General features: G+C 71.3%; 21 protein-coding genes, 1 pseudogene and 1 riboswitch. Of the genes and pseudogenes, 13 read left to right on the top strand and 9 right to left on the bottom strand.

Annotation, left to right across the window (positions count from 1 at the left end; genetic code table 11):
- Positions 1–101 precede the first annotated feature (101 nt).
- Positions 102–227, bottom strand: a riboswitch (cobalamin riboswitch).
- Positions 228–328: 101 nt separating this feature from the next.
- Complete coding sequence (locus ACZ4WQ_RS03175; protein WP_468021983.1) at positions 329–1,129, top strand: DUF5984 family protein; 801 nt, start codon at positions 329–331, stop codon at positions 1,127–1,129.
- Here ACZ4WQ_RS03175 and ACZ4WQ_RS03170 read toward each other — a convergent pair.
- A complete protein-coding gene (locus tag ACZ4WQ_RS03170) occupies positions 1,101–1,853 on the bottom strand; it encodes a TetR/AcrR family transcriptional regulator (RefSeq protein ID WP_468021982.1) in 753 nt (250 codons plus the stop codon). The genes ACZ4WQ_RS03175 and ACZ4WQ_RS03170 overlap by 29 nt on opposite strands.
- 153 nt (positions 1,854–2,006) lie before the next feature.
- Between ACZ4WQ_RS03170 and ACZ4WQ_RS03165 the strand changes: the two genes are divergently transcribed.
- The 3 genes from ACZ4WQ_RS03165 to ACZ4WQ_RS03155 all read left to right on the top strand — a co-directional run bounded on the left by ACZ4WQ_RS03165 (position 2,007) and on the right by ACZ4WQ_RS03155 (position 6,347).
- Complete coding sequence (locus ACZ4WQ_RS03165; RefSeq protein ID WP_468021981.1) at positions 2,007–3,353, top strand: hypothetical protein; 1,347 nt, start codon at positions 2,007–2,009, stop codon at positions 3,351–3,353.
- 34 nt (positions 3,354–3,387) lie between these two features.
- On the top strand, positions 3,388–5,652 hold the full coding sequence (locus ACZ4WQ_RS03160; RefSeq protein ID WP_468021980.1) for an LppP/LprE family lipoprotein: 2,265 nt from the start codon (positions 3,388–3,390) through the stop codon (positions 5,650–5,652).
- A gap of 71 nt (positions 5,653–5,723) precedes the next feature.
- Entirely contained in the window at positions 5,724–6,347 is a 624-nt protein-coding gene (locus tag ACZ4WQ_RS03155) for an RraA family protein (protein WP_398369851.1), read from the top strand.
- A 149-nt stretch (positions 6,348–6,496) separates the two neighbouring features.
- Here the strand turns inward: ACZ4WQ_RS03155 and tgmC are convergent, their stop codons facing one another.
- The 4 genes from tgmC to ACZ4WQ_RS03135 are packed head-to-tail and all read right to left on the bottom strand — an operon-like array spanning position 6,497 to position 9,440.
- Positions 6,497–7,645, bottom strand: coding sequence for an ATP-grasp peptide maturase system methyltransferase (tgmC, locus tag ACZ4WQ_RS03150; protein WP_385341724.1), 1,149 nt, complete (start codon positions 7,643–7,645; stop codon positions 6,497–6,499).
- Positions 7,642–8,574, bottom strand: coding sequence for an ATP-grasp ribosomal peptide maturase (gene tgmB, locus ACZ4WQ_RS03145; RefSeq protein ID WP_468021979.1), 933 nt, complete (start codon positions 8,572–8,574; stop codon positions 7,642–7,644). The genes tgmC and tgmB overlap by 4 nt, the downstream gene beginning before the upstream one ends.
- A gap of 17 nt (positions 8,575–8,591) precedes the next feature.
- Entirely contained in the window at positions 8,592–8,903 is a 312-nt protein-coding gene (gene tgmA / locus ACZ4WQ_RS03140) for a putative ATP-grasp-modified RiPP (RefSeq protein WP_385341718.1), read from the bottom strand.
- 45 nt (positions 8,904–8,948) lie between these two features.
- On the bottom strand, positions 8,949–9,440 hold the full coding sequence (locus ACZ4WQ_RS03135; protein ID WP_398369855.1) for an ATP-binding protein: 492 nt from the start codon (positions 9,438–9,440) through the stop codon (positions 8,949–8,951).
- 184 nt (positions 9,441–9,624) lie between these two features.
- On the opposite strand from ACZ4WQ_RS03135, the gene ACZ4WQ_RS03130 reads away from it, so the two are divergent.
- From ACZ4WQ_RS03130 to ACZ4WQ_RS03120, 3 genes are all read left to right on the top strand, one after another.
- Positions 9,625–10,887: a tetratricopeptide repeat protein gene (locus tag ACZ4WQ_RS03130; protein ID WP_311722838.1), complete on the top strand. Its 1,263-nt coding sequence runs from the start codon at positions 9,625–9,627 to the stop codon at positions 10,885–10,887.
- Entirely contained in the window at positions 10,884–11,444 is a 561-nt protein-coding gene (locus ACZ4WQ_RS03125) for a GNAT family N-acetyltransferase (protein ID WP_468021978.1), read from the top strand. Before ACZ4WQ_RS03130 ends, ACZ4WQ_RS03125 begins: the two co-directional genes overlap by 4 nt.
- A gap of 70 nt (positions 11,445–11,514) precedes the next feature.
- Entirely contained in the window at positions 11,515–11,883 is a 369-nt protein-coding gene (locus ACZ4WQ_RS03120; RefSeq protein ID WP_311722840.1) for a VOC family protein, read from the top strand.
- Between the two features lie 110 nt (positions 11,884–11,993).
- Here the strand turns inward: ACZ4WQ_RS03120 and ACZ4WQ_RS03115 are convergent, their stop codons facing one another.
- The 4 genes from ACZ4WQ_RS03115 to ACZ4WQ_RS03100 form a co-directional block, all read right to left on the bottom strand.
- Positions 11,994–12,503: a GNAT family N-acetyltransferase gene (locus tag ACZ4WQ_RS03115; RefSeq protein WP_468021977.1), complete on the bottom strand. Its 510-nt coding sequence runs from the start codon at positions 12,501–12,503 to the stop codon at positions 11,994–11,996.
- Between the two features lie 235 nt (positions 12,504–12,738).
- Entirely contained in the window at positions 12,739–13,872 is a 1,134-nt protein-coding gene (locus ACZ4WQ_RS03110; RefSeq protein ID WP_468022095.1) for a cytochrome P450 family protein, read from the bottom strand.
- On the bottom strand, positions 13,854–15,308 hold the full coding sequence (locus ACZ4WQ_RS03105; RefSeq protein WP_361188279.1) for a cytochrome P450: 1,455 nt from the start codon (positions 15,306–15,308) through the stop codon (positions 13,854–13,856). Before ACZ4WQ_RS03105 ends, ACZ4WQ_RS03110 begins: the two co-directional genes overlap by 19 nt.
- A 156-nt stretch (positions 15,309–15,464) precedes the next feature.
- Positions 15,465–16,556: an MBL fold metallo-hydrolase gene (locus ACZ4WQ_RS03100; RefSeq protein WP_468021976.1), complete on the bottom strand. Its 1,092-nt coding sequence runs from the start codon at positions 16,554–16,556 to the stop codon at positions 15,465–15,467.
- A gap of 140 nt (positions 16,557–16,696) precedes the next feature.
- Here ACZ4WQ_RS03100 and ACZ4WQ_RS03095 point away from each other — a divergent pair, with 140 nt between their 5' ends.
- From ACZ4WQ_RS03095 to ACZ4WQ_RS03070, 6 genes and pseudogenes are all read left to right on the top strand, one after another.
- Entirely contained in the window at positions 16,697–18,163 is a 1,467-nt protein-coding gene (locus ACZ4WQ_RS03095) for an aldehyde dehydrogenase (RefSeq protein ID WP_468021975.1), read from the top strand.
- Positions 18,163–18,423 carry a ferredoxin gene (locus ACZ4WQ_RS03090; protein WP_311722845.1) on the top strand — a complete coding sequence of 87 codons (261 nt, stop codon included), beginning with the start codon at positions 18,163–18,165 and terminating at the stop codon, positions 18,421–18,423. The genes ACZ4WQ_RS03095 and ACZ4WQ_RS03090 overlap by 1 nt, the downstream gene beginning before the upstream one ends.
- 132 nt (positions 18,424–18,555) lie before the next feature.
- Positions 18,556–21,339, top strand: coding sequence for a class III lanthionine synthetase LanKC (lanKC, locus tag ACZ4WQ_RS03085; protein WP_468021974.1), 2,784 nt, complete (start codon positions 18,556–18,558; stop codon positions 21,337–21,339).
- 72 nt (positions 21,340–21,411) lie between these two features.
- Positions 21,412–21,549, top strand: coding sequence for a SapB/AmfS family lanthipeptide (locus tag ACZ4WQ_RS03080; RefSeq protein WP_385341702.1), 138 nt, complete (start codon positions 21,412–21,414; stop codon positions 21,547–21,549).
- 164 nt (positions 21,550–21,713) lie between these two features.
- Complete coding sequence (locus tag ACZ4WQ_RS03075) at positions 21,714–23,507, top strand: ABC transporter ATP-binding protein (protein WP_468021973.1); 1,794 nt, start codon at positions 21,714–21,716, stop codon at positions 23,505–23,507.
- Positions 23,443–25,137, top strand: a pseudogene (locus ACZ4WQ_RS03070) (ATP-binding cassette domain-containing protein); the annotation flags it as partial. The gene ACZ4WQ_RS03075 and the pseudogene ACZ4WQ_RS03070, both read left to right, overlap by 65 nt.
- Between the last annotated feature and the right edge of the window lie 42 nt (positions 25,138–25,179).

Genomic DNA, 25,179 nt, shown 5'->3' with positions numbered 1-25,179 from the left:
ACGGCCGACCACCCCGCACGCCGAGGGACGTGCGAACGCGATGACACCGGGCTCAGCTCCGCATACCTCGACGGTGCCGCCGCCGGGCGGGCCGGCGGCGGGAGCCTGCGGTGCGCCCGACCAGGTGTCCCGGCTCGTACGCCCTGCGGCACACAGCCCGTACTCACGGTTGCGGGTCAGCGCCGGAATCTCACCGGCTTCCCCCGATCGGACGCGGATGAAGTTTTCACGCATACCTTATCCGGCGCCCACCGGGGCCGGACCACGGCGGTCGGGCCCTTGGGGGTGGGCTGGGAGGCGGGCTGTAGGGCGGGCCCATACTCTCCCTATGGATCAGGACATCCGGTTCCGTTTCGGCCTGACCCCCTTGGAGCAGGTGCGGCCGTGGGGGCGGCGCGAGCGTCCCGTACTGCACTGGTTCGGGCTGACCGACGGCTGGTACGTCATCGACCTCGGCGAGCATGAGCTGCTGCGCTACTCCGAGCGCACGGTGCGGCGGCTGCGGGGCGGCGGGGACGGCCCGTCCCACCCGTACGTGGACTACTACGTGGTCCGGCTCTGGGAGGACCTGCTCGCGCTCCTGCCCGCGGCGCTCGAGCCCGTACCCGAGGACCTGGCCGCCTTCGTGGCCCGCGACTCCTCCGACTGGCGCTGGGAGGAGACCCTGGAGGCCGAGGCGGCCGCGCAGTGGCACGGCGGCCGCACCCTTAACACGGGGTATCTGCGCGTAGCGCCGGACATCCGCTGCTGGCGGACCGTCGCCGGGGACGACGACGCCATGGAGGACGTCATGAACGTCAGCTGGACGCATCAGCCGGATCCCGAGGACGAGATCGAGTTCACCGCGCCGGCCACGGGCCGGGTGACCGTGCCGACCAGCGCCTTCGTCGCCGCCGTGGCCGAGCTCGACCGTGCGCTGCTGGAGGCCATGGAACAGCGGATCGGCGAGCTGGCGGCCGCGGGGCCGCCGCCGGGCGTCGAGCTGGACCTGGAGCAGCTGCGCCGCGAGCACCAGGACCGCGCGGGGTGGCTGCGGCGGACCCGGGAGTACGAGTACGCCACCGACTGGGCCGCCGTACGGGCGGGCGCGGTGGCGCTGCTCAGATCACCAGGCCGGGGCTGCGGGTGAGGCCCAGGAGGCCGAGCAGGCGGTCCATCATGTCTTCGAACAGCGGCACCGGGTCGTCCAGGGCGTAGGACAGATGGCCGTAGACGGCCAGGCAGAGCATGCCGTAGATCTGGCGCCAGCAGGTGAGCATCAGGAACGCGACGCCGAGGGGCACTTCGAGGCCGATGACCTTGCGGTAGGTCCGCAGTTGGGCCACCAGCGCCGGATCGAGCTCGTCGTCCGCAGGGCAGGCCAGCCTCCCCTCGCGCCACAGCCGGGTGAATCCCCGTCCGAACACCCCGCCCAGCTCACGCGATATGACCTGCGGGATGTCGTCCGCGGTTTTGGCCGCCGAGGGGTAGCCGGCGCCCATGAGCAGGTTGAACTCCGCCGGGTTGGCCACGGACCAGTCCAGCACGGCACGGGTGGCGGCGTGCAGCTGCGCGCTGACGTCATCGGGGTCTTGGCGGCCCACCGCATGGTCGACGGTCTGGATGAACTCCGTGGTGACGTCGTCGTAGACGGCGCGGATGAGCCCGTTCCTGCCCTCGAAGTAGCGGTAGAGGGCGGGTGAGGTCACGCCGACGCTGCGGGCCACGGCGGCGACGGTGAGCCCCTCGATGCCCTCCGCGGCGGTGATCCGGCGGGCGGCGGCCCTGACATCGCGCTCCAGCTCCACGCGCAGCCGCTCCCGCCGCGTCAGCCCTGCCGCGCGCTCGCCTCCGTCTCCGTCTGTGCCGGACACCGTCGCCTCCTTGTCGTGGTGGGGTGCGCCCCAATGATCCTTCATCGGCGGTCGGGCGCACGGGGCAACCGACTTGCCGTGAAGGTGCGTTGCATGGTTAATACTATTCTCGCTTCTAAGGGCAGTCACGTTCGGGGGAAGGCGGAGAGCTGAGTGAGTAAGGCGTATGCGCCCGGGGTGCGTGGGTGGGTCGCGGTGGCGGCGGCGACCGTGCTCGCGGTGGGAGGCGTGACCGCGTGCGGCGCGTCCGACGACCCGGGAAAGGGCGGCTCCGGGCGATCCGGCGCCTCGGACGGCAGTGGGCGCAAGTCCGGGGCGGACGTGACGGATTCGGCGGAAGCGGAGGGATCCGGGCTCGCCGCGGCGATGCGAGACCTCTCCCGTGTGACCTCGGCCACCGGGCCGGTGATCTGCTGGGACGACGATGACGGCAAGGGTGAGCAGGTAGCGGCCTTCGACGCCACGTTCAGCAAGCGCGTCGCCACGTACTCCGAGGAGCCGCTGTTGGCCCGGCTAGCCGAGATCGCCGAGGAGGGGGACGCGGATCGGGCGTTCGTGCGCAGCCTCTGCGGAAAGCCGCAGTACGGCAAGAGTGCGGCGGACCTGGGGGTCAGCCCGGTCTCCCCGGACGGCCGGCGCGTCGCGGTCGAGGTGGTCACGGACGAGGTGGGCGCCCTCACGTCCTCGCATGTGGGGTGGCTGGACCTGGCCACGGGGGAGTTCACGGACATCACCGAGGCCGCACAGAAAGGGGGCTACAGCCCGGAGACGCACTCCGACGGGTTCCCCGGATTCGCCCCGGACGGATCGCTGTGGTTCCTGCGGGACGAGCAGGTGTACTACTCGGCGGATGAGAGCGGCCGTCTGACCCGGCACCCGATCAGCAAGGCCTGCCATGACGAGCGATCCGGGAACGATGGCTTCTACCGCCCGGTGAACTCGACGGCCGTCACCTGTCCGCGCCTCATTCACCCGAGCGGGAAGTTCGCCGTCTCCCCCGGCAAAATCATCGACGGCATCGACTCGTATGACGGGTTCGACCTCGATCTCCTGGCTCCCCACATGGACCGGCTCGACGACGACACGGTCTTCGGCGACCCCACCGACCAGATGGTCGTGCGCGACGGCGGCGATGTGCGCGACTGCGACCCCGTGGCCTGGATCAACGCCGACGACGTCCTCTGCGAGGAGGCGTCCACCTTCTTCACCGTGCGGGCCGACGCGAGCGAGCTGGGGGAAAAGCCCGACGGCCCGCTGGCGGCCGAGGTGAAGGCGGAGATCGCCCCCGAGACGGACAACAAGATTCTTTCCGTGGCCCTGTCCACGGATCGTCAGTACCTCTACATCGCATCGAAAGAGGTCCTGGACGACGGCGACATCAAGCTGTATCGGGCCGGCTTGACGTCGCCCGGGAGGCCGGAGGAGTTGGGACCGCTCCCGCAGGGGGTGGGGGACGACTTCGTGCTCCGCGGAAACTTCCAGACCGGCGATTTCCAGTAGTCGGCGCGCGAGCAGAGCACAACGGGGGCATCGAATGTCGAAATGGTGGCCGCGCGGGCGGTCGTTGCGGGTGTTGTTGTCGGTCGGGATCGCGCTGGCCGTCGCGGCCGGCCTGCTGACCGCGTGGCAGATGGCGGCCAGCCGACCGGGAAAACTGGCCGTCAAGGTCACGGGCCTTCCCGCCAAAGCGCGTTTCGCTCTCCACATCAGCGGGGCGAACGGGTTCAGCGAAGAGCTGACGAGCGACAAGACGTTCTCCGTCGATCCCGGTGATTACCGCATCACGGCGAAGGCCAGTCACGCGAAGGGAAACGTCTACTACACGGCGGACGAGACCACGACCTGGACGGTGGACGGCGGCGAAACCGAGCGGGCGGTGATCGATTACGCCGTGGCCCTCTCCGAGAGGACCACGGTCCTGAGTGCCCCGGACTCCGCCGACTCCGGACTCCTCAAGCGCCCCGGCACGTCGGAGCTGGTCTTCGCCGCGGGCTCGGCGACGGCGCGCAAGCTGAAGAAGGGCGACTTCGTCGTCGCCGCGGAGAGCGAGCGGACGCCGCGGGGGCTGGTGCGCGAGGTGCGCGGGGTGACCCGGGAGAAGGACCGGATCGTCGTCCGGACCAAGGACGCCACGCTTCAGCAGGCGATGCCCAAGGCCGTGCTGCGGGTCGAGGACCCGCCGGACTCCGCACGCGGAACGAAGACCGAGATGCAGCCCGCGTCGTATCAAATGCCGCAGGCGCCCGCGTCGTCCAGTCCCGACCCTGAGGGTTTTCAGCCCGAAGTTTCCATCGGCGTGGACACCTGGAGAGGGAAGGGCGCGCTCTCCAATATGAAATGCAGCGGCTCGCTGGCGCTCGTCAAATATGAGCACGGTCCGCTGAAATTCGGTATGGCGGGTTCCGATTTCGGCTGGAACCGGCAAGACGGGGCCTGGGCCCGTATGAACGTCCAGGTGCAGCAGAGACACAAACTGACCCTGGGCTCGCCGGTGGGCGCGTCATGCGGCTTCGACTGGGAATTCGCGAAGTTTCGGGTGCCCCACGTCACCGCGAAGCTCCTCAAGGTCGGGTACTTCAACCTGGACCCCGAGGTCGCCATCTATCTCAACGGGAAGATCAAGGGCGATGCGGGGGCGAAGCTTGAAATCGAGAGTCCCCTGGACTATCGGGGGAGCACGCAGCTGAACCTCCTCCGGAAGCCGTCGGCCCGCGCCACCGGCTGGCCTCCGAAGGCCACGGGCAAAATGCCTTCGGCGGCCGGACTGGGGGCGAGGGCAAAGCTCGGCGTCCGGATCAGCCTGAAGGTGAGCCCCGTGATCGAAGTCCTGGTGGCCGGGATCGACCTGGAAACGGCACTGGTCTTTGACGGCAGGATCGATGTCATCCATGACTCGGCCAAGGTCAAGTTCCTTCCGGAAGTGACGGTCAGTATGAGCCTCGGTCCGGGCAACCTCGGCCTTGATCCCAACCTTCCCCCGCCCCGCAGCATCGACGTCTCGTTCCCGATCGCCAAACCCACCACCATCTGGGAGTCGGCCCCGGGCGAAGTCAAGGCCAAGGTGAAGAAGGCCGACCCCGACAAGGCGGTGGCCTGCCCCTCCCGGTCGTGGATGAAGACAGAGCTCGAGGCCATCGCCAAGTACGACACGGAGGCGCATCTGGGCCAGTCGACGTGCTGGCCCGGATGGGCGGCCGTCACCTGGTCCGACGAACCGGCCTCGGACTTCGTGACGATCAGCGTCTTCAAGCGCAACGCCCGCCACTTCTACCCCGCCGTTCATCTGCTGCCCGTCATGGACGACCCGTACGACCCCGACTGGCTCCGTGACTGCGAAACCCTCCGCAGGATGAAGCCCCCGGCCGCGCTGCTCTCCTTCGTCGGCTGCACCGGGCAACCAACTGTGAGCCAGGACAAGCTGGACGCGGCCGCCGCCCTGCGGCTGATGAAGAACGCGAACTACACCCCCGAGATCACAGCCGACGAGCTCGGCGCTCTCCCCGGCCCGCTGCGCGCCGTCAGGGCGATGTGCACGGGCAGCTACGACGGAAACTGCGCGGCCGTGTTCTTCTTCCACGGAAACCGCTTCGTGGGCCAGGCGAGCGGACCAGGGGCGATGACCATCGAAGCGCAGGACGGCAGAACGGTGACCCTGGCCCGCCCCATCTTCAAGGACAGCGACCCGAGCTGCTGCCCCTCGGGCGGCACCGCCCGTAACCAGGTCCGCTGGAGCGGTGGGGCGCTGGCGTCCACCCCGTCCCTGGAGGACTTCACGCCGCACAACGAGCCGGTCCGTTGACCACCGTCGTGGGAGATCATGGCGGGGGACGGTCCGGCGGGCCGTCCCCCGCCCGCGAAAGAAGGCAGACCATGGCCGACGCCAGCGACTTCCGCAGCATCCCCCCGACCACCCTCGCCGACATCCTGGGCCGCGCGCAGGTCATGGACATCGGCATCCGCCCCCTCTGGTCCCCGATCCCGCGCGTCGCCGGCCCCGCGTTCACCGTGCGGTGCCCTCCCGGCGACAACCTCATGCTCCACGCCGCCATCCACCGCGCGGAGCCCGGCTCGATCGTCGTCGTCGAGTCGGGCGACGTGGACTACGCGCTCGCCGGAGGCAACGTCTGCGCCGTCGCGCAGCGCCGCGGCATCGCGGCGTTCGTGCTCGACGGAGTGATACGCGACATCGGCGAGGTGCGCGAGATGGGCTTCCCCGTCTTCGCCCGGGGAGTCATCCCCATCCCGGGCACCAAGGCGGCCGCCGAGCCGCTCAATGTCCAGGTGCGGTGCGGCGGTGTCGACGTCAACGCCGGTGACATCGTGGTGGCCGACGAGGAGGGCATCGTGGTCACTCCCCACGCCCGACACGACGAGGTGCTGCGCGCCGCGCGGGCGAAGTTGGCCAAGGAGGCCGGGGAATCCCTCGACGCCTGGGAGGCGGCGCACCGCGCCCGTATCGACAAGATCCTGAACGACAAGGGTTTCAAGGGCTGAACGGCCGTCGTCGGGACAAGTACGCATCTCTGCGAAATGTGAGGGCGGGAGCATAGTCACGGGCTGGACGTGGGACGACACGTTGTTCTCGGGCGCGGCCGCCCACTACCAGCGCGGGAGGCTCCCATGAGCGGGTGGGGAGCCGCGACTTACCCACCGGACGGGCCCCGCCTGCTGGGCCATGTGATGCTCTGCCCATCCGGTGTCACCGTGATCTCGAACCGCTCCAACCCGGGCGCGCCATCGCTGCGCCACCGGACGACGTATTCCTCCACCGCATCCCAGATCCGGGCAGGGCCGCCCTGCCGTACGGTCCAGCCCCCACCCGCCTCCCGCAGCACCGCCCACGCCCCGGACCCCACGTCGATGAGGACGTGTTCCGAGCGTCCACCGTCGGCCATGCTGAACTGCTGCGCCCGGGGCGCGGCGAGTTGGGCGACGAACCGGGCGGCCCAGTCGGCGGTGAGGGCGTCGGGACCGAGAACGGCTCGGCGCTCCTCCCCGCCCGCGAAGTCGGGCAGCAATCCGAGTGGAGGCGGTAGCTGCGGCCGGGCCAGCATGAACGAGACCTGCCCGCCCAGAAGGCGGCCGGTGGCCGTGGCGTCGCCGTGGACGGTCAGCCGCGCCAGTTCGGAGGAGTACAGCCAGCCGCACACCGTGGCCAGGACGGTTCCACCGGACCGGGTCTGCTCGATCCAAGTCCAGGGGATGTCCAGGACACCGCAGGTGGCGATGGTCCTGTCGTAAGGGGCGCCGCCTTTGTGCCCGGACAAGCCGTCGCCGACCACCAGCTCCGGGTCATACGTACAGGCAGCCAGCGCGGTACTGGCCCGACCGGACACCTCTTGGTCCACCTCCACCGAGGTCACCAGATCGTCGCCGAGCCGGTGGCAGAGAAGAGCGGTCGAATACCCGGTTCCCGTGCCGATCTCCAGGACCCTGTTCCCGTCCTCGACCACAAGCTCCTCCAACATCCGTACGACCAGGCTCGGCATCGTGCTGGAGGAGGTGGGAGCGCGCATGATCGCTCCGCGGATGTCTTGTGGCAGGATGGTGCCCGCGATCTGTGTCACCAGGGACTCATCCTCGTAGGCGCGCTCCAGCCAACGGTCGTCGTCCGGCATGACCGGACGCCATGCAGTGGGGCCCGGGCCGTCCTCCCGCACGAAGAACCCCGTGCGCAGGAACTCATGACGCGGAACGGCTTCCACCGCCTCGCGCCACTGCCGGGTACGGAGATGGCCGGCCTGCGCTAGACCTTTCGCGAGTTGCGCGCGCAGCCGATTGGCCTGCGTCATGTGCGTTTCCTTTCCAGTAGGTCGGCCATGGCAGCCACCATCGGAAGCCCGGTCTCCGGCTCCAGCCACGCCCACTGGCCGGAGGGGGTGCACTCCAGAAACCACCATCGACCGTGTCGGTCCACAGCGAAGTCGAAAGCGCCGAAGACCAACCGGAAGTGTGCGAGATAGCTGAACAGGGCCTCGGCGATTCCCCCGGGCGGCTGAGTGACGGAGTACGTCAGGCGGCCGTAGTCGGCGCGCCAGTCCAGCAGGTCGGAGTCGATGCGGACGCAGAACACCCGCTCACCGATCACGGTCACGCGGACGTCCGTGACCTTGTCGACGCGTTGCTGGAACAGGTGAGCCGTACCGGCTACGTCCTCGTCGATCTCGTCGACCGTCACTTCAGCGACCTTGACGGTGCACGACACGCCGTCGATTCGATACAGCGGCGCGGACAGCGGCTTGTAGATCACCGGCCCGTGGCGCTTGATGAATGCCCGCGCCGCACCCGGGTCGGAGCTGAGCAGCGTAGGCGGGATACGGAATCCCGCCTCGACAGCGGCCGCCAGACCTGAAGGCTTGAACTCCGCGTCACCGATACGGTGTGGGTGATTGACATATCGGCATCCGGGCAGAGCCGCCAGGATCCCGCCCAGCCCGTATCGGGCCTGAGTAACGGCGAAGCGGGCCGTCTGCTCATCCAGATGTGGGAAGGGGAAACCGGAGGGCCTGCGGTAGTAGAGGGACCGCACCTGGGACAGGTCGGCCATCCGAGATGGGGTTGTGAGTCTCCCCTTGATGCCGTTCGACGTGATGGCAGCCGCAACCGAGAGGCGTGTGGGGAAGTCTCTCGAGTCGAACCGCACGATCGGGACGTCCCGGTCGTGCAGCTCCCGGATCACCAGGTCGGTCGTGGGGTCGTCCAGGTTGGTGACGACCAGCACAGGGCGAGAGTCGGGGGTCACTGGTCGTTGTCGTTTCCGGTGTCCTGGTCACCGCCCCCGGAACCGCCGGGCCCTGAGCCGTCCGACGGATTTCCGGTGTTCGTGGGGGGATTGGTGCCGGTACTGGTGCCGTGGCCCGGCATTTCCAGCACTCGGCCTTCGGCGTCGAAGTAGCGGGCGGTCTGGGTCGACGGATTCAGCTCGGTGCGGGCGTAACTCGGCGCGAAGGCCGGGTACGGCGCCATGCGCCGCAGGCCCCACGGCAAGGGGCTCGCGGAGCCGGATGGCAAAGGGGTGCCGGCAGGGGGCCGGTCGGAGTGGTTGAACATGGCGTTTCTTCTCTCCCACTTTGGGCTGGTGTTGTGCGTTCTTGCTTAGTGCGCGTTGGTCGAAGTGCCGATTACTGCTCCTGCTCGATAAGCAGTTCGGCCCATACACGCTTCCCCCAGGGCAGCCGGTCCGTGCCCCCACCGGTCGGAGACGGCCTCGACGATGGCGAGGCCCCGTCCGTTCTCGTCGTCAGCGTCCGCCGTGCGCGGCGCGGGAAGAACACGCGACTTGTCGGTGACTGCGACCCGGACCCAGCGTGGGCCCGGGCGGGAGACGGTGACGCGCAGGCAGCGGCTGCCGCTGTGCATGACGGCGTTGGCGACCAGTTCCGACATGATCAGCGCTGCGGGGACGGCGAGATCCGGCAGCCCCCACGCGGTGCACGCCGCCCGCACCAGGCGACGGGCGCGTATGGCCGACGTTGCCTCGGACAGCATGCTCTGGCTGTAGGAGGGGCGGCCGGTCGCGGCGGGGCGCACGTGCTGGTTGGCCGTGAGTCCGGCGGCCACGGTGTCGCTGGAGGGCTTCGGAGGCATCGTCGGTCCTTCCTGGGGAGCGGAGGGTGGTGGCGAAGGGCGCCACCGTGTCCGCGCTTGTCCAGGTAACCGGCAGGAACTGCGGCGAGGGTATGCCGGTCTCGGCAAGGCCTCAGGGCCCGACCCTGTCGTTTTGACCCATTCGTATCCCCCGGCGAGTGGGGCCACCCCTTAACGTTCTGTCATGACGCGAACACGGAATGAGGTGCTCGCCGCCTGGATGGCCGAGCACGGGGTGAGCGCCAATGGGCTCGCGACGCAGGTCAATTCGGCTATCGCTGAGTTCACGGGTTCGTACGGGACGTGCACCGAGCGAGGTGTCTTCCGATGGCTCTCGGGGGAGGTCACCTGGCCGCACGCGCGACAGCGCGTTGCCTTGGAGCGGGTCACCGGTCGAACATCGATGCAGTTAGGGTTCCGCCCTCGGGGGCGCCAACCCGACCCGCCCGCCTCACTCGAGGAGGATCCGATGTATCGACGTGCCTTCCTCACGGCGGCGACGGCCGCCGGTGCGAGCCTCACCACGTCAGCTATAGAAGCACCGCGCCGCCTCGGTTCCACCGACGTTGACCGCCTGAACGAGAAGCTTGCCGCCGTCGTCGCCATGGACGACCGCTATGGGGGCACCCCGCAACTTGAACAACACGCCCTTTCACTTGCCCAGGAAACCCTGGATCTCCAGCAGCGCGGGACGGCATCAAGCCGAATCCGCTCCGACCTCTACGCTGTCGCCTCCGCGTTCACCTCGAGCGCCATGTGGGCTGCCATCGACGGCCGACGTTTGGACGCTGCCCAGGGCCATCTGAACCAGGCGGTCACCCTGGCCGGGCTCGCGGGGGACTCCACTGTCCAGTTCAGGGTCTGGGGTCACGCTGGGTCCCTCTACCGCCAGCTCGGCCGTTACGCCGACGCCATGGCTGCCTCCGAGGCATCCCGTGCCACAGCGATTACCCGACGCGACCCGCTCTTCACCTCGCTCGCCTTGGCGCGACTCGCTGTCGACCACGCCGACTCTGGGGACGCCAGGGCTGCACTGCGCGCCATTGACCAGGCGCAAGACGCGTTTGACCGTGCCGATCACTCTCCGTCCCGTCCCACGTGGATGCGCTTCTTCGACCAAGCCGAGCTCGACAGCTTGGCCTTGTTCGCTCATCTCAGCCTCGGCAAATGGGCCGAGGCTGAACACCACGCCCACCGTTGCCTGACTCGTCTACGTCCCGATCTCGAGCGCAACCGTGCCCTTACCCATGCCAATCTCGCCCTCGCCCAGCTGGGCCAAGGCGACATCGAACCGGCCGTTGCTTCCGCCATGACCGTGGCTGCGGAGATGGCTCACCAAGGGCGTGTTCGCAAGCTGCTTGGCGAATTCACCTACCGGTTGAACGCCATGGCGCCCAAAACTCCCGAAGCCCGCGCCTGGCGCGACCACAGGATGGAGATCGCATGACCGACACCAGTGGCCTTGCCTTCCGCCATGTGACGGACGTAAGGGACGTTCGGCAACTCTTGCTCGACATTCACGTCGAGGTGCGTGGCGGGTTCGGCATGATGGACCGGCCCTTCTACGCAGTCGAGCGCTTTGACGAACGGCTGAGCAGCTACGCCTCGCGCCCCGGCTGGGAGTCGGTCATCGCTTATCAGGGTGAGGAGCCTGTGGGCTACGCCTTCGCCACGCCGCTCGGCTCCCATACCGCTTGGTGGCAGGGGATGGCGCCGTCGCTACCGGACGATTACGTGGAGGAGACGGGTACCCGTACGCTGGCTCTGAACGAAATCCTCGTTCGCGCATCGTGGCGTGGCACCGGTGTCGCCCGCCATATTCATGAGGAACTCCTCGCCGGACGGAAAGAGCAGCGCGTCACGCTGCTGGTCAACCCGCTGATCGCAGACGGCCGTCTCCAAGCCGTATATGAGGCGTGGGGATATGAGCAGATCGCGACGCAGCAGCCGTTCCCCGACTCTCCGGTTTTCGCCGCCATGATGCGTCCGCTGCGCATCGCCTGAGCCACCGATCCAGATGCCGGGCGGCCGTCCCCGGCTTTCGGCTCGTCGCCGCGGCATCAAGAATCGGCGCATGCTGAGAATCGGATCCATCGTGCTGGGTGTATCGGATGTGCCGCGCGCTGCCGCGTTCTGGATGGAGGCCTTGGGGTACGTCCCGCGTGAGGAGGCGGTAGACGACTGGGTGGTGCTGGTTCCGGGCGAAGGGGACGGGCCCCAGCTGTCGCTGGGGCTGAGCGGGACGCCGGTGCAGGAGTATCCGCGGATCCATCTGGATTTGTATGCCGGGGACGCGGCGGACCAGGCCGCGGAGGTCGAGCGGCTGGTGGCCCTGGGCGCGCAGCGTGTGGACTGGGATCTTTATCCGGACGACGCCGACTTCGTCGTGCTCGCGGACCCCGAGGGCAACCGCTTCTGCGTCATCGACACCAGCCACGGCTGACGCGCCAACCGCGACCAGGGAACACTACGGGTGAGGGGTGGGGCAGTAGCACCCGAACTGTTGGTACCGGGGCCCGGTCGGTGTGCCGCCGGGCCCCGTGGGAGCACCGCTCAGCGGAGGTCGGTGCTCGTGATCCTGAAGCGGGCCAGGTTCTCCTCGGTGGCCCACCGGTGGAAGCCCGCCTTCTCCAGCACGCGGAGCGAGGCCGGGTTGGACAGCTCCACGGAGGCGGTGACGGTGTGGACATCCGGTGCGGTGAGGGCGTACTCCGCCAGGGCCCGGGTGGCCTCGGTGGCGTAGCCCCGGCTGCGGCGGGAGGCCACGATGCCGTATCCGATTTCGAGGATTCCTTCGCTCGGCGGCCAGAACAGGCCGAGCGAGCCCACCGTCAAGCCGCTGTCGCGCTCGATGATCAGGCGGTGGCCGTATGCGCCGAGCCAGTCGGGGTGCTGCTCGAAGAGGTTCGCGATCACCCGGTCGCCGTCGGCGGGGAAGTCGTCCGCCCAGTACACCGACCTGGTGTTGTCGATGACCGCGGCGGCCTCGATGATGCTCCACCGCTGAAGGACGAGGCGGTCGGTGGTCAGTTCATCGGGGGAAGTCGAGCAAGGGGAAGACACGCGTCACTCCTGGATGTTGGAACGACCCGGGCCGCGCTCTGCTACGGCGCGGGCCGGACGAGGGCATACCGATGAGGGCCGGCGGCGGCCATATTCATCAACCTCCTCGTCACGTGATCACGCGTCTCTCGCGGCGGAGTGATCGTAGCAACCGCGTCTGAGCTGCGCGCCTTCCAGGGGCCGTGACGGCCATGGCTGTGACAGCCACGGCCGCGACGTCCACGGCCGGTGGCTCTCAGCCGGTCGGCTCCGCTATCCCGCCCAGGTGCACCGGAAGGGCCTGGTGGCCGTTGGAGATGAGGGTGGGCAGGGGGAGCAGGTCCTCCTGGGGGACCGCGAGCCGGAGGTCCGGGAAGCGTTCGAAGAGGGCGGGGAGGGCGATCTGGGCCTCCAGGCGGCCCAGCGGGGCGCCCAGGCAGTAGTGGACGCCGTGGCCGAAGGCCAGGTGCTCCTTGACGGCGCGGGTGATGTCGAACTGGTCGGCGTCCTCGCCGTGGACGTCGGGGTGGCGGTTGACGGCCGTGAGGGAGAGGAGGATCGCGTCCCCCTGCTTGATGGTGACGTCCGCGAGCTCGATGTCCTCGACGGCGTAGCGCAGCGGCACGTTGACCACCGGGGACTGGGCGCGCAGGGTCTCCTCGATCACGTCGTCCCAGGTGGCCTTGGACGAGCGGACCAGGGCGAGCTGGTCGGGGTGGGTCAGCATGGCGTGGACGGCGTTGTCGAGCAGCTGGACGGTGGTCTCGAAGCCGGCGGCGATGAGCAGGCCGACGGTGTCGGCGAGCTCCTGCTCGTTGAGGCGGGAGCCGTCCTCGTCCCGGACGGAGATCAGGTCGCTGGTGATGTCGTCGCCGGAGTTGTCCCGCTTGATCGCGACCAGTTCACGCAGCAGGGCCTCGTGGCCCTGGAAGGCGGCAACGGCCTCCTCGGGGGCCGCGGTCGTACGGAACATGGTGTCGACGTACCCCAGCTCGCGCTCGCGCATCTCGCCCTCGGGGATGCCGAGCAGCTCGCAGATGACGGCGATGGGGAGGGTGTGGCAGTACGCCGCCTTCAGATCGACCGCCGTGTCGGGGCCGGCCGCCGCGAGGTCGTCCAGCAGGCCGGACACCAGCTGCTCGATACGGGGGCGCATCGCGGCCGTGCGGCGGGTGGTGAAGGCCTTGGCAACGAGCCTGCGCAGCCGGGAGTGGTCGGCGCCGTACGCGGTGAACATGTTCTCCACCGCGACCCAGCCGATCAGGGGCCAGGTCGGGGGTATCTCGCCGCCCATGAACTTGGGCCAGTGGAGCCGGGGGTCCTTGGAGACGCGCGCGTCGGTGAGCAGCCGTTTGAGGAGAGCGGGGTCGGTTATCGCCCACGCCACCACGTGGTCAGGGAGTTCCACCAGGGTCGCTGGGCCGCGTTCCCGGAGCCGCGCCCCCTCCCCGTGGACGTCGCGCCCTTGGGGGTCGAGGACGAGGGGTCTGTCGAGGGGTCGGGGGTGGGGTTCCATGCGTTGCCTCCGGTGGTCTGGTCGGTCGCGGTGGCGCCCGCTTGATCGTACTTGGCGGCTACGGGAGGGAAACGGACCGGAAGGGCGGCCAGAGCCCGGTGGAACGGGCCCGGGCGCCACTGGAGTCGGGCGGGGTCGACGGTCAGCTCGATGTCCGGAATGCGGTCCAGGAGCTTCTCGACGGCGGTGGAGGCGATGATCCGCGCCGGATCCTTCGCGGGGCAGGCGTGCGGGCCCGCGCCGAATGCCAGATGGGCGCGGTTGCCGCGGCGGTCGGAGACCAGCTGCGGGTCGTTGTTGGCGGCGCCCATGCTGATGAGGAGGGGGGTGCCCTTGCCCACCCGGTGTCCGGCGATGGTGACGTCGCGGACCGGGAAGTGGGTGGCGTAGTTGGCGATCGGCGGGTCGGTCCACAGCGCCTCGTCGAGCGCCTCGTCGACCGGCATCGTGCCGCCCGACAGATCGCCCGCGAACCGGTCGTCGGACAGCAGCAGCCGCAGCGCGTTGCAGATCAGGTTCTTCACGGGCTCGACCCCGGCGCCCAGGAGGAGGATGAGCTGACTGACCAACTCCTCGTCGTTGAGCCGGGCGGGGTGGGCCAGCAGCCAGGAGGTGATGTCCGCCCCGGGTTCGCGCCGCTTCAAAGCGATCAGCGCGAGCAGGGTCTCGATGAGGACGCCGTTGGCCTCGACCGCGTCCTCGCTGGCGTCCAGCAGCGCGGTCATGCCCTTGACCATTGGCTCGCTCATCTCGGGCGGGCAGCCGAAGAGCTGGTTGAAGACCAGCAGCGGCAGCCGGGCGCAGTACTCGCTGAGCAGTTCGGCCTCGCCCTCGGGGCCGAAGAGGTCGATGAGCAGGTCGGCGCTCTCCTCGACGTAGGTGCGCAGGGCGTGCGGGTTCAGCCGGTTGAGGGTGTCGGAGACCGCGCCGCGGTACCGGTCGTGCTCCTCGCCGTCGGTGTACATGGGGTTGGGCCGGTACATCATCATCGGCACGACGGGGCTGTCCATGGGGACCGTGCCGTTGTTGAGCGCTTCCCAGCGGCGCGGGTCCCGGGGGAAGGTCTCGGTGTTGCGCATGACCTCCAGGGCGGTGGAGTAGCTGGTGACCAGCGAGGCGTGGACGCCGGGGGAGATCTCCACGGGCGCGACGGGCCCGTACGCGCGCAGCCGTGCGTAGATCGCGGACGGGTCGGCGGCGAACTCGGGCCCGTACAGCGACTCGGGGCGGCCCGGTTCCGGGCTCTGGCCGGAGTGCGCGGGGCAGCCGGGGGGCGGGGTCGGACCAGAGCCGGGGGTGGAGGTCGGCACACGTACTCCTGGGCGGTGCGGGGATCAACCGGGCATGACAGTGGCAGCGTGAGGGTGGGCCCGGCTCGATCCCGTGAGGCGGTGACGTCGTACGGCACGGCCGAACGGGGGCAAGGTTAGCTGTGGATCACTGTCGCCTCCACCCCTGAGGGAGACTCAAACCGCCTGGTACGTCACCGGGTCCGTGCCCGGCACCGGCTCCGCCCGGCCCTGCTTCACCAGGCGGCGCAGATGCGCCTCGGCCTCCGAAACCGCGATATTCCGCGATCCGTAGGGGATATCGGCCCAGGGGCGGTTCCACTCCATGGCCTCGGCCAGCTGCCACGGCGTCAGCGGCGCGCCGAGCAGCAGGGCGCGCAGCCCGGCCAGCCGCTCCTCGTGGTGGCGCAGCAGGGCCCGCACCCGGCCCGGGGCGTCGGTGAAGGCGTGCTGGTGGGCGGGGAGCACCTCGGCCGGGTCGAGGGCGGCGACGCGTTCGAGGGAGTCCAGATAGTCGCCGAGGGGGTCGGTGACGGTGGCGTCGTCGGGGTCCTCGTACAGGCCGATGTGGGGGCTGATCTCGGGCAGCAGATGGTCGCCGGAGAACAGCCGGCCGTGGCCGGGCATGCCCTCGCCCGCCGCCGGGTGGGCTTCTTCGAGGTGCAGACAGACATGGCCGGGGGTGTGGCCGGGGGTCCAGACGGCGCGGAGCCGGCGGCCGGGCAGGTCGAGGAGTTCGCCGGGGGTGATGTGGCGGTCGGGCTGGGCGGCGCGCGTGCCCGGGAGGGCGTCGGTTTGGCCGGAGGCGCGGCCGGACGCGCGGGCGGCGCGCAGCGGGGCGAGGTGTTCCTCGGGTGCTCCGGCGGCGGCGAGCTTTACGGCGAGATAGCCGAGCCAGCGGGTGGGTTCGGCCTCGCGGGTGCGGCGGACGACCTCGGCGTCGGCGGCGTGCATGGCGATCCACGCGCCGGAGGCCTCGCGCACTTGGGCGGACAGCCCGTGGTGGTCGGGGTGGTGGTGGGTGATGAGCACGCCGTGGACGGCGGAGACCGAGGTGCCGCAGGCGGCGAGGCCCGCGGTGAGGGTGTCCCAGGCCGTCGGGTCGTCCCAGCCGGTGTCGATCAGGACCGGGCCGCGGTCGGTGTCGAGGAGGTGGACGAGGGTGTGGCCGAGGGGGTTGTCCGGGATGGGGACCGGGATGCTCCACACCCCGCCGCCGTGGTCCGTGACCCCTGGGCCTGTGCCTTCCTTCTTCGCTGCCCCCGCCATGGACATCCCTCTCTCCCGGCCGGCCGCTCCCGCGAGCCGCGCGAGCATTGCCCACTATAACTGGAACTGGTATCAGTTCTGATGCAGCGTCAGATTTTAGATTCAGCGTCAGATCTGGGCGAGCGGCGGGAGGCTCGGCGATGAGCGACCTCATCGAGCACGGACAGCTCTTCATCGGCGGCACATTGACCGATCCGGCCGGTACGGACGTGATCGAGGTGGTCTCGCCGCACACCGAGGCGGTCATCGGGAGGGTGCCGCACGCCTCGCGCGAGGACGTGGACCGGGCGGTCGCGGCGGCGCGCACCGCCTTCGAGGAGGGGCCCTGGGCCCGCGCCACGCTGGAGGAGCGGATCGAGGTCGTCACCCGCGTCAAGGACGCCGTCGCCGCCCGCCACGAGGAGATCGCCAAGTCCATCAGCGCGCAGAACGGCTCCCCGTACTCCTGGAGCGTCCTGGGCCAGGCGCTCGGCGCGCTGATGGTGTGGGACTCCGCGATCACGGTGGCGCGCGGCTTCGTCTTCGAGGAGCGGCGCGCCGGGGTGCTGGGGCCGCTGCTGGTGCGGCGGGAGCCGGTCGGGGTGGTCGCGGCGGTGGTGCCGTGGAACGTCCCGCAGTTCACGGCGGCGGCGAAGCTGGCGCCCGCGCTGCTGGCCGGGTGTTCGGTGATCCTCAAGCCCTCGCCCGAGACCCCGCTGGACTCCTACATCCTGGCGGAGATCGTGGCCGGGGCCGGGCTGCCGGAGGGGGTGCTGTCGATCCTCCCGGCCGACCGCGAGGTCAGCGAGTACCTGGTCGGGCACCCGGGCGTGGACAAGGTGTCCTTCACCGGCTCGGTCGCGGGCGGCAAGCGGGTCATGGAGGTCGCCTCGCGCAATCTGACCCGGGTGACGCTGGAGCTGGGCGGGAAGTCCGCCGCGGTGATCCTGCCGGACGCCGACCTGGACGCGGCGGTCGCCGGGATCGTGCCCAACGCGTGGATGAACAACGGGCAGGCGTGTGTCGCCCAGACCCGTATCCTCGCCCCGCGCAGCCACTACGACGAGATCGCCGAGCGCCTCTCGGCCGCCGCCTCGGCCCTGGTCGTCGGCGACCCGCTGGACCCCGCGACCCAGGTCGGCCCGCTGGTGGCCCGGCGGCAGCAGCAGCGGTCGCTCGACTACATCGCCACCGGGCAGCGAGAGGGCGCCAAGGTGCTGACGGGCGGCGGGCGCCCGGCGGACCTGGAGAAGGGCTGGTACGTCGAGCCGACGCTCTTCGGCGATGTGGAGAACACCATGCGCATCGCCCGCGAGGAGATCTTCGGGCCGGTGATCTGTCTGTTGCCGTACCGGGACGAGGCGGAGGCGGTGCGCATCGCGGACGACTCCGACTACGGCCTGTCCGGCAGCGTATGGACCGCGGACGTGGCGCACGGCATCGACATCGCACGCAGGATTCGCACCGGCACGTACTCCGTCAACACCTTCAGCCTCGACATGCTCGGGCCGTTCGGCGGCTACAAGAACTCCGGCCTGGGGCGGGAGTTCGGGCCCGAGGGCTTCTCCTCGTTCCTGGAGCACAAGATGATCCACCTGCCGCAGGGCTGGGACGGGGAGCAGGGCTGATGGGCGACCGCTGGCACATCGAGGTGGACCGCGACGTCTGCATCGGCTCGGGGCTGTGCGTGAGCTCCGCGCCCGGCGGGTTCCGGCTCGACGGGGCACGGCAGTCGCATCCGGTCGCGGTGGAGACGGACGCGTCGGAGGCGGTGCTGGCGGCGGCCGAGGGATGCCCGGTCGAGGCCATCGCCATCCGGCTCGTCGGGGGCGCGGCGGGCGGGGACGGGGGTTCCCGAGGCGAGCAGGTGTTCCCGCCGGAGGAATGAGCGCGCCGAATTTCGAACTTCTGTTCATCGAACTTACTCATGCGTATTGCACGGTCTGTTCATGACGGATGTGACTGTTCCCCTCGGCGGCGGCGTGGAAATCTCTAGGCCATCACCGCCGAGGGGGGCTCGATGGACAAGAGGTATGAGGTCTTCTGTCTTGCCGACAGATATTTCTATGAGACCCCCGACCGACTGTCCGCCCGCCGTCCGGCCGCCGAAGCGAGTAATTCCGGCGTCACGGATTCCGGCGCAACGGGCTCCGACTCCTTTTATGAGGCCGCGCAGCGCCCCGCGCCCGTGGGCTGGGACAGCTTCGTCTCCGGGGACTGGCTGCACGTCAGCCCCGTGCGGGAGGACGGCACTCCGCGACCGGGCCGGCCGAGCCAGGGCTGGAAGGTGCATGTCTCGGCCTGCCTCGACAACGCGGAGAAAACCGCGGCCAAGGTCTGGGACTACTGCGTTCCCAGGGAAATACCCTTCAAATTCGTGCCCGCCGCGCATGCGCTGCTCCTGCGCAACTCGAAATACGCGGGGCGGGGCTCCAGCGGAAAGTTCGCCACCATCTATCCGGCGGACGAGGCGGAACTCCACACCATTCTCCGTGAATTGGGTGAGCTGCTGGCGGGGGAGCCGGGCCCGTACATCCTCACCGATCTGCGCTGGCAGAACGGCCCGCTGTATGTGCGATACGGCGGCTTCGCGCAGCGCTACTGTGTCGATGGCGCGGACGCCGAAGACTCGGGCTCCGGTTCCGGCTCCGGCGGCGCGCTCGTGCCCGCCATCGAGGACCCGACCGGCAGGCTCGTCCCCGACCGCCGCGACCCCGCTTTCCACGTCCCGGAATGGGTGACGCTGCCCGACTTCCTCGCGCCGCAGCTCGCGGCCCGAAACGCCACCACGACCGCCGACCTGCCGTACCGCATCGAGAAGGCCCTGCACTTCTCCAACGGAGGCGGGGTCTATGTGGGGACGGACACCCGCAGCGGCGAGAAGGTCGTCCTCAAGGAGGCGCGCCCGTACGCCGGGCTGGCCTCCGACGGGGCGGACGCGGTGACCCGCCTGGAGCGGGAGAAGGCCGCGCTGGAGCGGCTGTCCGGGCTGGGCGTGGCGCCCGAGGTGCGCGACTGGTTCACCCTGGGCGACCACCGCTTCCTGGTCATGGACCATGTCGCGGGCCGCACCCTCAACTCCTTCTTCGCGCGGCGCCACCCGCTGCTGGCCGCCGAGCCCGACCCCGCCGCGGTCGCCGAGTACACCCGCTGGGCGCTGCGGATCCACGGCGCGGTCGAGGAGGCCGTCGCCGCGGTCCACGGGCGCGGGGTGGTCTTCAACGACCTGCACATGTTCAACATCATGGTCAGCCCCGACGAGTTGTCCGTCATGCTGCTGGACTTCGAGGCGGCCGCGCACGTCGGCGAGGGGCGGCGGCAGGCCATCGCCCACCCAGGCTTCGTCGCGCCGCTGGACCGCCGCGGCTTCGAGGTCGACCGCTACGCGCTCGCGTGTCTGCGGCTGGCCCTCTTCGTGCCGATGACCACGCTGCTGGTGGTGGACCGGGGGAAGGCGGCGCACCTGGCGGAGGTGGCGGCCGCGCAGTTCCCGGTGGACCGGGCCTTTCTGGACGAGGCGGTGAAGGTGATCGCGGGCGGGGCGCGCGGCGACGCGGGCCCGGTGGCGGGTGGTGGCGCCGGGTCGGCGGCGGCCGGTGGTGTCGCGGCGGCCGGGACGGGGTCGGCTGGGATGGGGTCGGCCGGGTCGGGGGCGGCGGTGGCGGGCCGCGGCGGCGGCTCGTATGTGCCGGTGGACCCCGCCGACTGGCCCCGCAGCCGCGACTCGATGGCCCGCGCCATCCTCGCCTCGGCCACGCCCGAGCGCGACGACCGGCTCTTCCCGGGCGACATCGGCCAGTTCGCCGACGGCGGCGGGCTCGGGGTGGCCCACGGCGCGGCGGGCGTCCTCCACGCCCTCGATCTGACCGGCGCCGGGCGGTACGAGGCGGGGGAGGAGTGGCTGCTGAAGCACACCGCCCCGCCCCCGCGCTCCACCCCGCTCGGCTTCTACGACGGGCTGGCGGGCGTGGCGTACGTCCTGGAGCGGCTCGGCCACCCGCAGCGCGCGCTGGAACTCATCGAGCGGGTGCTGGACGAGAAGTGGCAGCGGCTGGCGCCCGACCTGCACGGCGGCCTCGCGGGCGTCGGCCTGGCGCTGGACCACCTCGCCCGCGCGACCGGCGAGCCGGGGCTGCGCGAGCGGGCCTCGGAGGCGGCGCGGCTGCTCGCGGACAGACAGGCCGGCGGCGCGCGGCTGACCGGCAGGCGGGCCGGGCTGCTGCACGGCGCGTCCGGCCCGGCGCTGCTCTTCCTGCGGCTGTACGAGCACTCCGGCGACCCCGCGCTGCTCGACCTCGCCGCCACCGCGCTCCGCCAGGACCTCGACCGCTGCGTCCCGGACCGCCACGGCACCCTGCTCGTCGACGAGGGCTTCCGCACCATGCCGTACCTGGGCGCGGGAAGCGTCGGGATCGGGATGGTCCTCGACAGCTGGCTCGCCCACCGCGCCGACGACGACTTCGAGGCGGCGCGCGGCTCCATCGCGGCCGCGGCGTCCCTGCGCTACTACGCCCAGCCGGGGCTGTTCAACGGCCGCGCCGGAATGGTGCTGCACCTCGGCCGCACCACCACCCCGGACCTCGCGCCCGAACGGCTCGCCGCGCAGATCGCGAGCCTGGGCTGGTACGCCGTGCGGTACCAGGGTCATCTCGCCTTCCCCGGCGAGCAGATGATGCGACTTTCCATGGATCTGGCCACCGGGACCGCGGGCTGCCTGCTCGCGCTCGGCGCGGCGTGCGCACCGCCGCCGCGCTCCGGCGAACCCGTCGGCCTGCCCTTTCTGCCGCCGCTCCGGCGGCTCTAGGACCGGCCCTCCGCGAGGGGGGCCGTAGCAAGAAAACCCATCCCCAGGGAATATTGAGAGAGAGGAACGATCATGACACTTCTCGACCTCCAGACGCTCGAGACCGAACAGTCCGAGGACTTCGGCGGTGGCGGTGGCGGCGACGAGAGCAGCGTCAGCCTGCTGCTCTGCGACAAGCACAGCTCGCACAGCAACCTGCTGTGTCTGTGACGGCCTGACGGTCTCACACTGACGCGGCCCTGGCGGATCACCCGCCCGGGGCCGCGTCCCCGCGGACCTCGCGCCGGGCTTCCGGACCGGTGCGGGGTTTCGCGGCGCTTCCGGCCCGCCCGACCTGCCACGCACACTCGCGAGGAGGCGAGGACCTGCCGCGTATGGCTTCTTCCACCAGCACAGACGCCGAAGGGCGGGCGGGCGACGGGCTGTTGCGGCAGCTGCTGCGGCGCAGTCTCGGCCGCGGGGTCGCGGTGTTCTGCGTCAGCACCGCGTCGGCCGCCGTCGGGCTCGCGCTTCCCGCCGTCCTCGGCCGTACGCTCGACGCCCTGCTCGCCGACCCCCATGGCGCGGCGGCCGGGCGCTGGGTGCTGGGGAGCGCGGGGCTCACCTGCCTGCTCGTCGTGCTGGACGCGCTGGACTCGCTCCTCACCGGCACCGCCAACGCCCGCTCCATCGCCTGGCTGCGGCGCCGTCTGCTGCGCCATACGCTGCGCGCCGGGCCGCGCGCGGGACGGCGGCTCGCGCCCGGGGACCTGGTGACCCGGCTCGTGGGGAACGCCGCGCAGGCCGGGACCGCGCCGACCGCGCTCGCCTCGGCGCTCGCCGCCGTCGTCACCCCGGTCGGCGGGCTGGTCGCGCTGGCCCTCATCGACCCCTGGCTCGCCCTCGCGTTCCTCCTCGGGCTGCCGCTGCTCGCCGCTTCGCTGCGTTCCTTCGTCCGGGACACCACCGACAGCGTCGCCCGCTACCAGCACAGCCAGGGCGAGATCGCGGGCCGCCTGGTGGAGGCGCTGGGCGGGGCGCGGACCATCGCGGCGGCCGGGACGGCCGGCCGGGAACGGGCGCGGGTGCTCGCGCCGCTGCCGGAGCTCAGCCGTCAGGGGCACCGCATGTGGCGGGTCCAGGGCCGCTCCGCCGCGTGGGCCGCCGCGATCGTCCCGCTCCTCCAGATCGCCGTGCTGGCGGTGGCCGGGCTGCGGCTGACGGCGGGGGCGCTGAGCGTCGGCAGCCTGCTGGCCGCCGCCCGCTACGCGGTGCTGGCCACCGGCGTCGGCATGCTGGTCGGCCACCTCAACGGCCTGGTGCGCAGCCGCACCGCCGCCCGTCGCTTCGCGCCCGTCCTGGCCGAGCCCGCCACCGCGTACGGCACGCGCCCGCTGCCGCCCGGGGACGGGACGCTGGAGCTGCGCGACGTCCGGGCGGTGCGCGGCGGGCGGGCGGTGCTGAGCGGCGTCGACCTGGTGGTGCCGGGCGGGCGCTGCCTCGCCGTGGTCGGCCGCTCCGGCTCCGGCAAGTCGACGCTGGCCGCGCTCGCCGGGCGGCTCGCCGACCCGGACGGCGGCCAAGTGCTGCTCGACGGCGTGCCACTGCCCGAACTCACCCACGACGCGCTGCGCCGCGCGATCGGCTACGCCTTCGAACGCCCCGCGCTGCTCGGCGGCACGATCGGCGGGACCATCGCGCTGGGGCCCGCTCCGGCGCCGCCCGGGCGGGTGGTCGAGGCGGCGCGCGCGGCCTGCGCCGACGACTTCGTACGGCTGCTCCCGGACGGGTACGACACGCCCTGCGCGGGCGCGCCGCTGTCGGGTGGCGAGACCCAACGCCTGGGTCTGGCCCGGGCCTTCGCCCATGACGGGCGGCTGCTGATCCTCGACGACGCGACATCGAGCCTGGACACCGTCACCGAGCTGCGGGTGAGCCGGGCCCTGTCCGGCCGCCTCCCCGGCGCCCGGCGGCCCCGCACCCGGGTGATCGTCGCGCACCGCGCGGCGACTGCGGCCCGCGCGGATCTGGTGGTCTGGCTGGAGGACGGGCGGGTCCGGGCCGCGGGCCGCCACGCGGACCTCTGGGAACTGGCCGGGTACCGGGCGGTGTTCGTCGACCCGGATGTATCCGGCGAGCAGGACGTATCGGAAGTGCCATATGCGGACGGGGTCGTTCAGGGTGGCTGAATCCGGCCGGTATAAAAGGGGCGGCCGGGCGGGGCGCGGCGGGGGCAGGCCGGGGCCATATGCCGAGGGCATTCGCTTTCTGTGGGGGCGGCGCCGGGTGCTCGCGCGGCTCGCGGCGTGGTCGGTGCTGGAGTCCGGGCAGACGTTCCTGGGCGGATACGCGCTGGCCCGCGCCCTGGACGACGGGTTCCTGGCGGGGGAGCGGGGCGTCGGGCTGGCCTGGCTGGGGCTCGCCGCGCTGGCCGTGGCCCTCGGCGCGTACGGCACCGGCCGCGTCTACGGCGCGGTGGCCACCCTCGTCGAGCCGCTGCGCGACGGGCTCGTGCGGCGCGTCGTGACGCGGGCCGTGGGCGGGGACGAGGGCGCGGGCAGCACGGCGGTCTCCCGGCTCACCCACCAGGTGGAGATCGCCCGCGACACCTTCGCGGGCCTGGTCATGGTCTCCCGCTCGTTCGTGTTCGTCGCGGCCGGCGCGCTGGTCGGCCTCTTCTCGCTCGCCCCGGTCCTGCTGCTCGTCGTCCTCCCGCCGCTGGTCCTCGGACTCGCGCTGTTCCTGGCGACGCTGCGTCCGATGGCCCGCCGTCAGGAGGCCTTCCTCGAAGCGGACGAGAACATCGCGGAGACGCTCGGCGCCGTCGCCTCCGGGCTGCGGGACATCACCGCGGCGGGGGCGGAGAAGCCGGTCGGCGCGGCCGCGGGAGAGCGGATCGACGCCGAGTACCGCGCGGCGCGCGCCCTCGCCCGCTGGGGCGTGGTGCGCGTGCTCGCGACGGGGGTCGGCGGGCGGCTGCCCGTCGTACTGCTGCTGGCGGCCGCCCCCTGGCTGCTGGCGCGGGGGGTCACGCCGGGCGCCCTGGTGGGGGCGCTGGCCTACCTCCAGCAGTCGCTGCTGCCCGCCCTCCAGAGCCTGATGCAGGCACTCGGTACAGGCGGCTCCCGACTCGCGGTAGTGATCCGCCGGCTGACCGCCCCCGCGGAACCGGCCCCCGGGGCGGGACTCGCCGCGGGCGCCCCGGGGACGGGCCTGGGCGCAGGGCCTGCGGGGAGGAGCCCCGGCGCGGGCGCCCAGGAGACGGCCCTTCGCCCGACGCCCTCCGCCGGCGCGGCGCTCCCCGCCGCGCCGGGACGGGCCCCATCGGGCCCCGACCCCGCCGCCGTTGAGCTGCGCTCGGTCACCTTCGCCTACGGCGACCGCGCCGCGCCCGTCGTCCAAGGCCTGGACCTCCGCGTGCCGGCGGGTGGTCATCTGGCCGTGGTCGGGCCGAGTGGGATCGGCAAGTCGACGCTGGCGGGTCTGATCGCGGGGCTGTTGGAGCCGCGGTCGGGGGAGATCCGGGTGTGCGGCGAGCCCGTACGGGGGCTCGCGGGAGCGCCGCGGGTGCTGATTCCGCAGGAGGCGTACGTCTTCTCGGGCACCCTCGCCGACAACCTCCGCTATCTGTGCCCCGAGCCCGATGTCCCCACCCACGCCGAACTGACCGCCGTCGCCGACGAGATGGGGCTCGGCGCGCTGCTGTCCCGGCTCGGCGGGCCGGGCGCCGACGTCGACCCGGCCGCGCTGTCCGCGGGGGAGCGCCAGCTGATCGCGCTCGCCCGCGCCTATCTCTCCCCCGCCCCCGTGGTGCTGCTCGACGAGGCGACCTGCCATCTCGACCCGGCCGCCGAGGCCCGC

This window comes from Streptomyces sp. NPDC028305, assembly GCF_055569495.1.
The sequence above is the reverse complement of the archived record's forward strand: the minus strand, read 5'-3'. Positions and strand labels throughout refer to the sequence as shown.

Excerpts from the sequence above, each read along its gene's own strand:
- ACZ4WQ_RS03120 (WP_311722840.1), top strand. The coding sequence starts at position 11,515 with ATGCTGAGAATCGGATCCATCGTGCTGGGTGTATCGGATGTGCCGCGC.
- ACZ4WQ_RS03135 (WP_398369855.1), bottom strand. The coding sequence starts at position 9,440 with ATGCCTCCGAAGCCCTCCAGCGACACCGTGGCCGCCGGACTCACGGCC.
- tgmA (WP_385341718.1), bottom strand. The coding sequence starts at position 8,903 with ATGTTCAACCACTCCGACCGGCCCCCTGCCGGCACCCCTTTGCCATCC.
- ACZ4WQ_RS03090 (WP_311722845.1), top strand. The coding sequence starts at position 18,163 with ATGGGCGACCGCTGGCACATCGAGGTGGACCGCGACGTCTGCATCGGC.
- ACZ4WQ_RS03125 (WP_468021978.1), top strand. The coding sequence starts at position 10,884 with ATGACCGACACCAGTGGCCTTGCCTTCCGCCATGTGACGGACGTAAGG.
- ACZ4WQ_RS03080 (WP_385341702.1), top strand. The coding sequence starts at position 21,412 with ATGACACTTCTCGACCTCCAGACGCTCGAGACCGAACAGTCCGAGGAC.
- ACZ4WQ_RS03155 (WP_398369851.1), top strand. The coding sequence starts at position 5,724 with ATGGCCGACGCCAGCGACTTCCGCAGCATCCCCCCGACCACCCTCGCC.
- ACZ4WQ_RS03160 (WP_468021980.1), top strand. The coding sequence starts at position 3,388 with ATGTCGAAATGGTGGCCGCGCGGGCGGTCGTTGCGGGTGTTGTTGTCG.
- lanKC (WP_468021974.1), top strand. The coding sequence starts at position 18,556 with ATGGACAAGAGGTATGAGGTCTTCTGTCTTGCCGACAGATATTTCTAT.
- ACZ4WQ_RS03095 (WP_468021975.1), top strand. The coding sequence starts at position 16,697 with ATGAGCGACCTCATCGAGCACGGACAGCTCTTCATCGGCGGCACATTG.
- ACZ4WQ_RS03175 (WP_468021983.1), top strand. The coding sequence starts at position 329 with ATGGATCAGGACATCCGGTTCCGTTTCGGCCTGACCCCCTTGGAGCAG.
- ACZ4WQ_RS03100 (WP_468021976.1), bottom strand. The coding sequence starts at position 16,556 with ATGGCGGGGGCAGCGAAGAAGGAAGGCACAGGCCCAGGGGTCACGGAC.
- ACZ4WQ_RS03075 (WP_468021973.1), top strand. The coding sequence starts at position 21,714 with ATGGCTTCTTCCACCAGCACAGACGCCGAAGGGCGGGCGGGCGACGGG.
- ACZ4WQ_RS03130 (WP_311722838.1), top strand. The coding sequence starts at position 9,625 with ATGACGCGAACACGGAATGAGGTGCTCGCCGCCTGGATGGCCGAGCAC.
- tgmC (WP_385341724.1), bottom strand. The coding sequence starts at position 7,645 with ATGACGCAGGCCAATCGGCTGCGCGCGCAACTCGCGAAAGGTCTAGCG.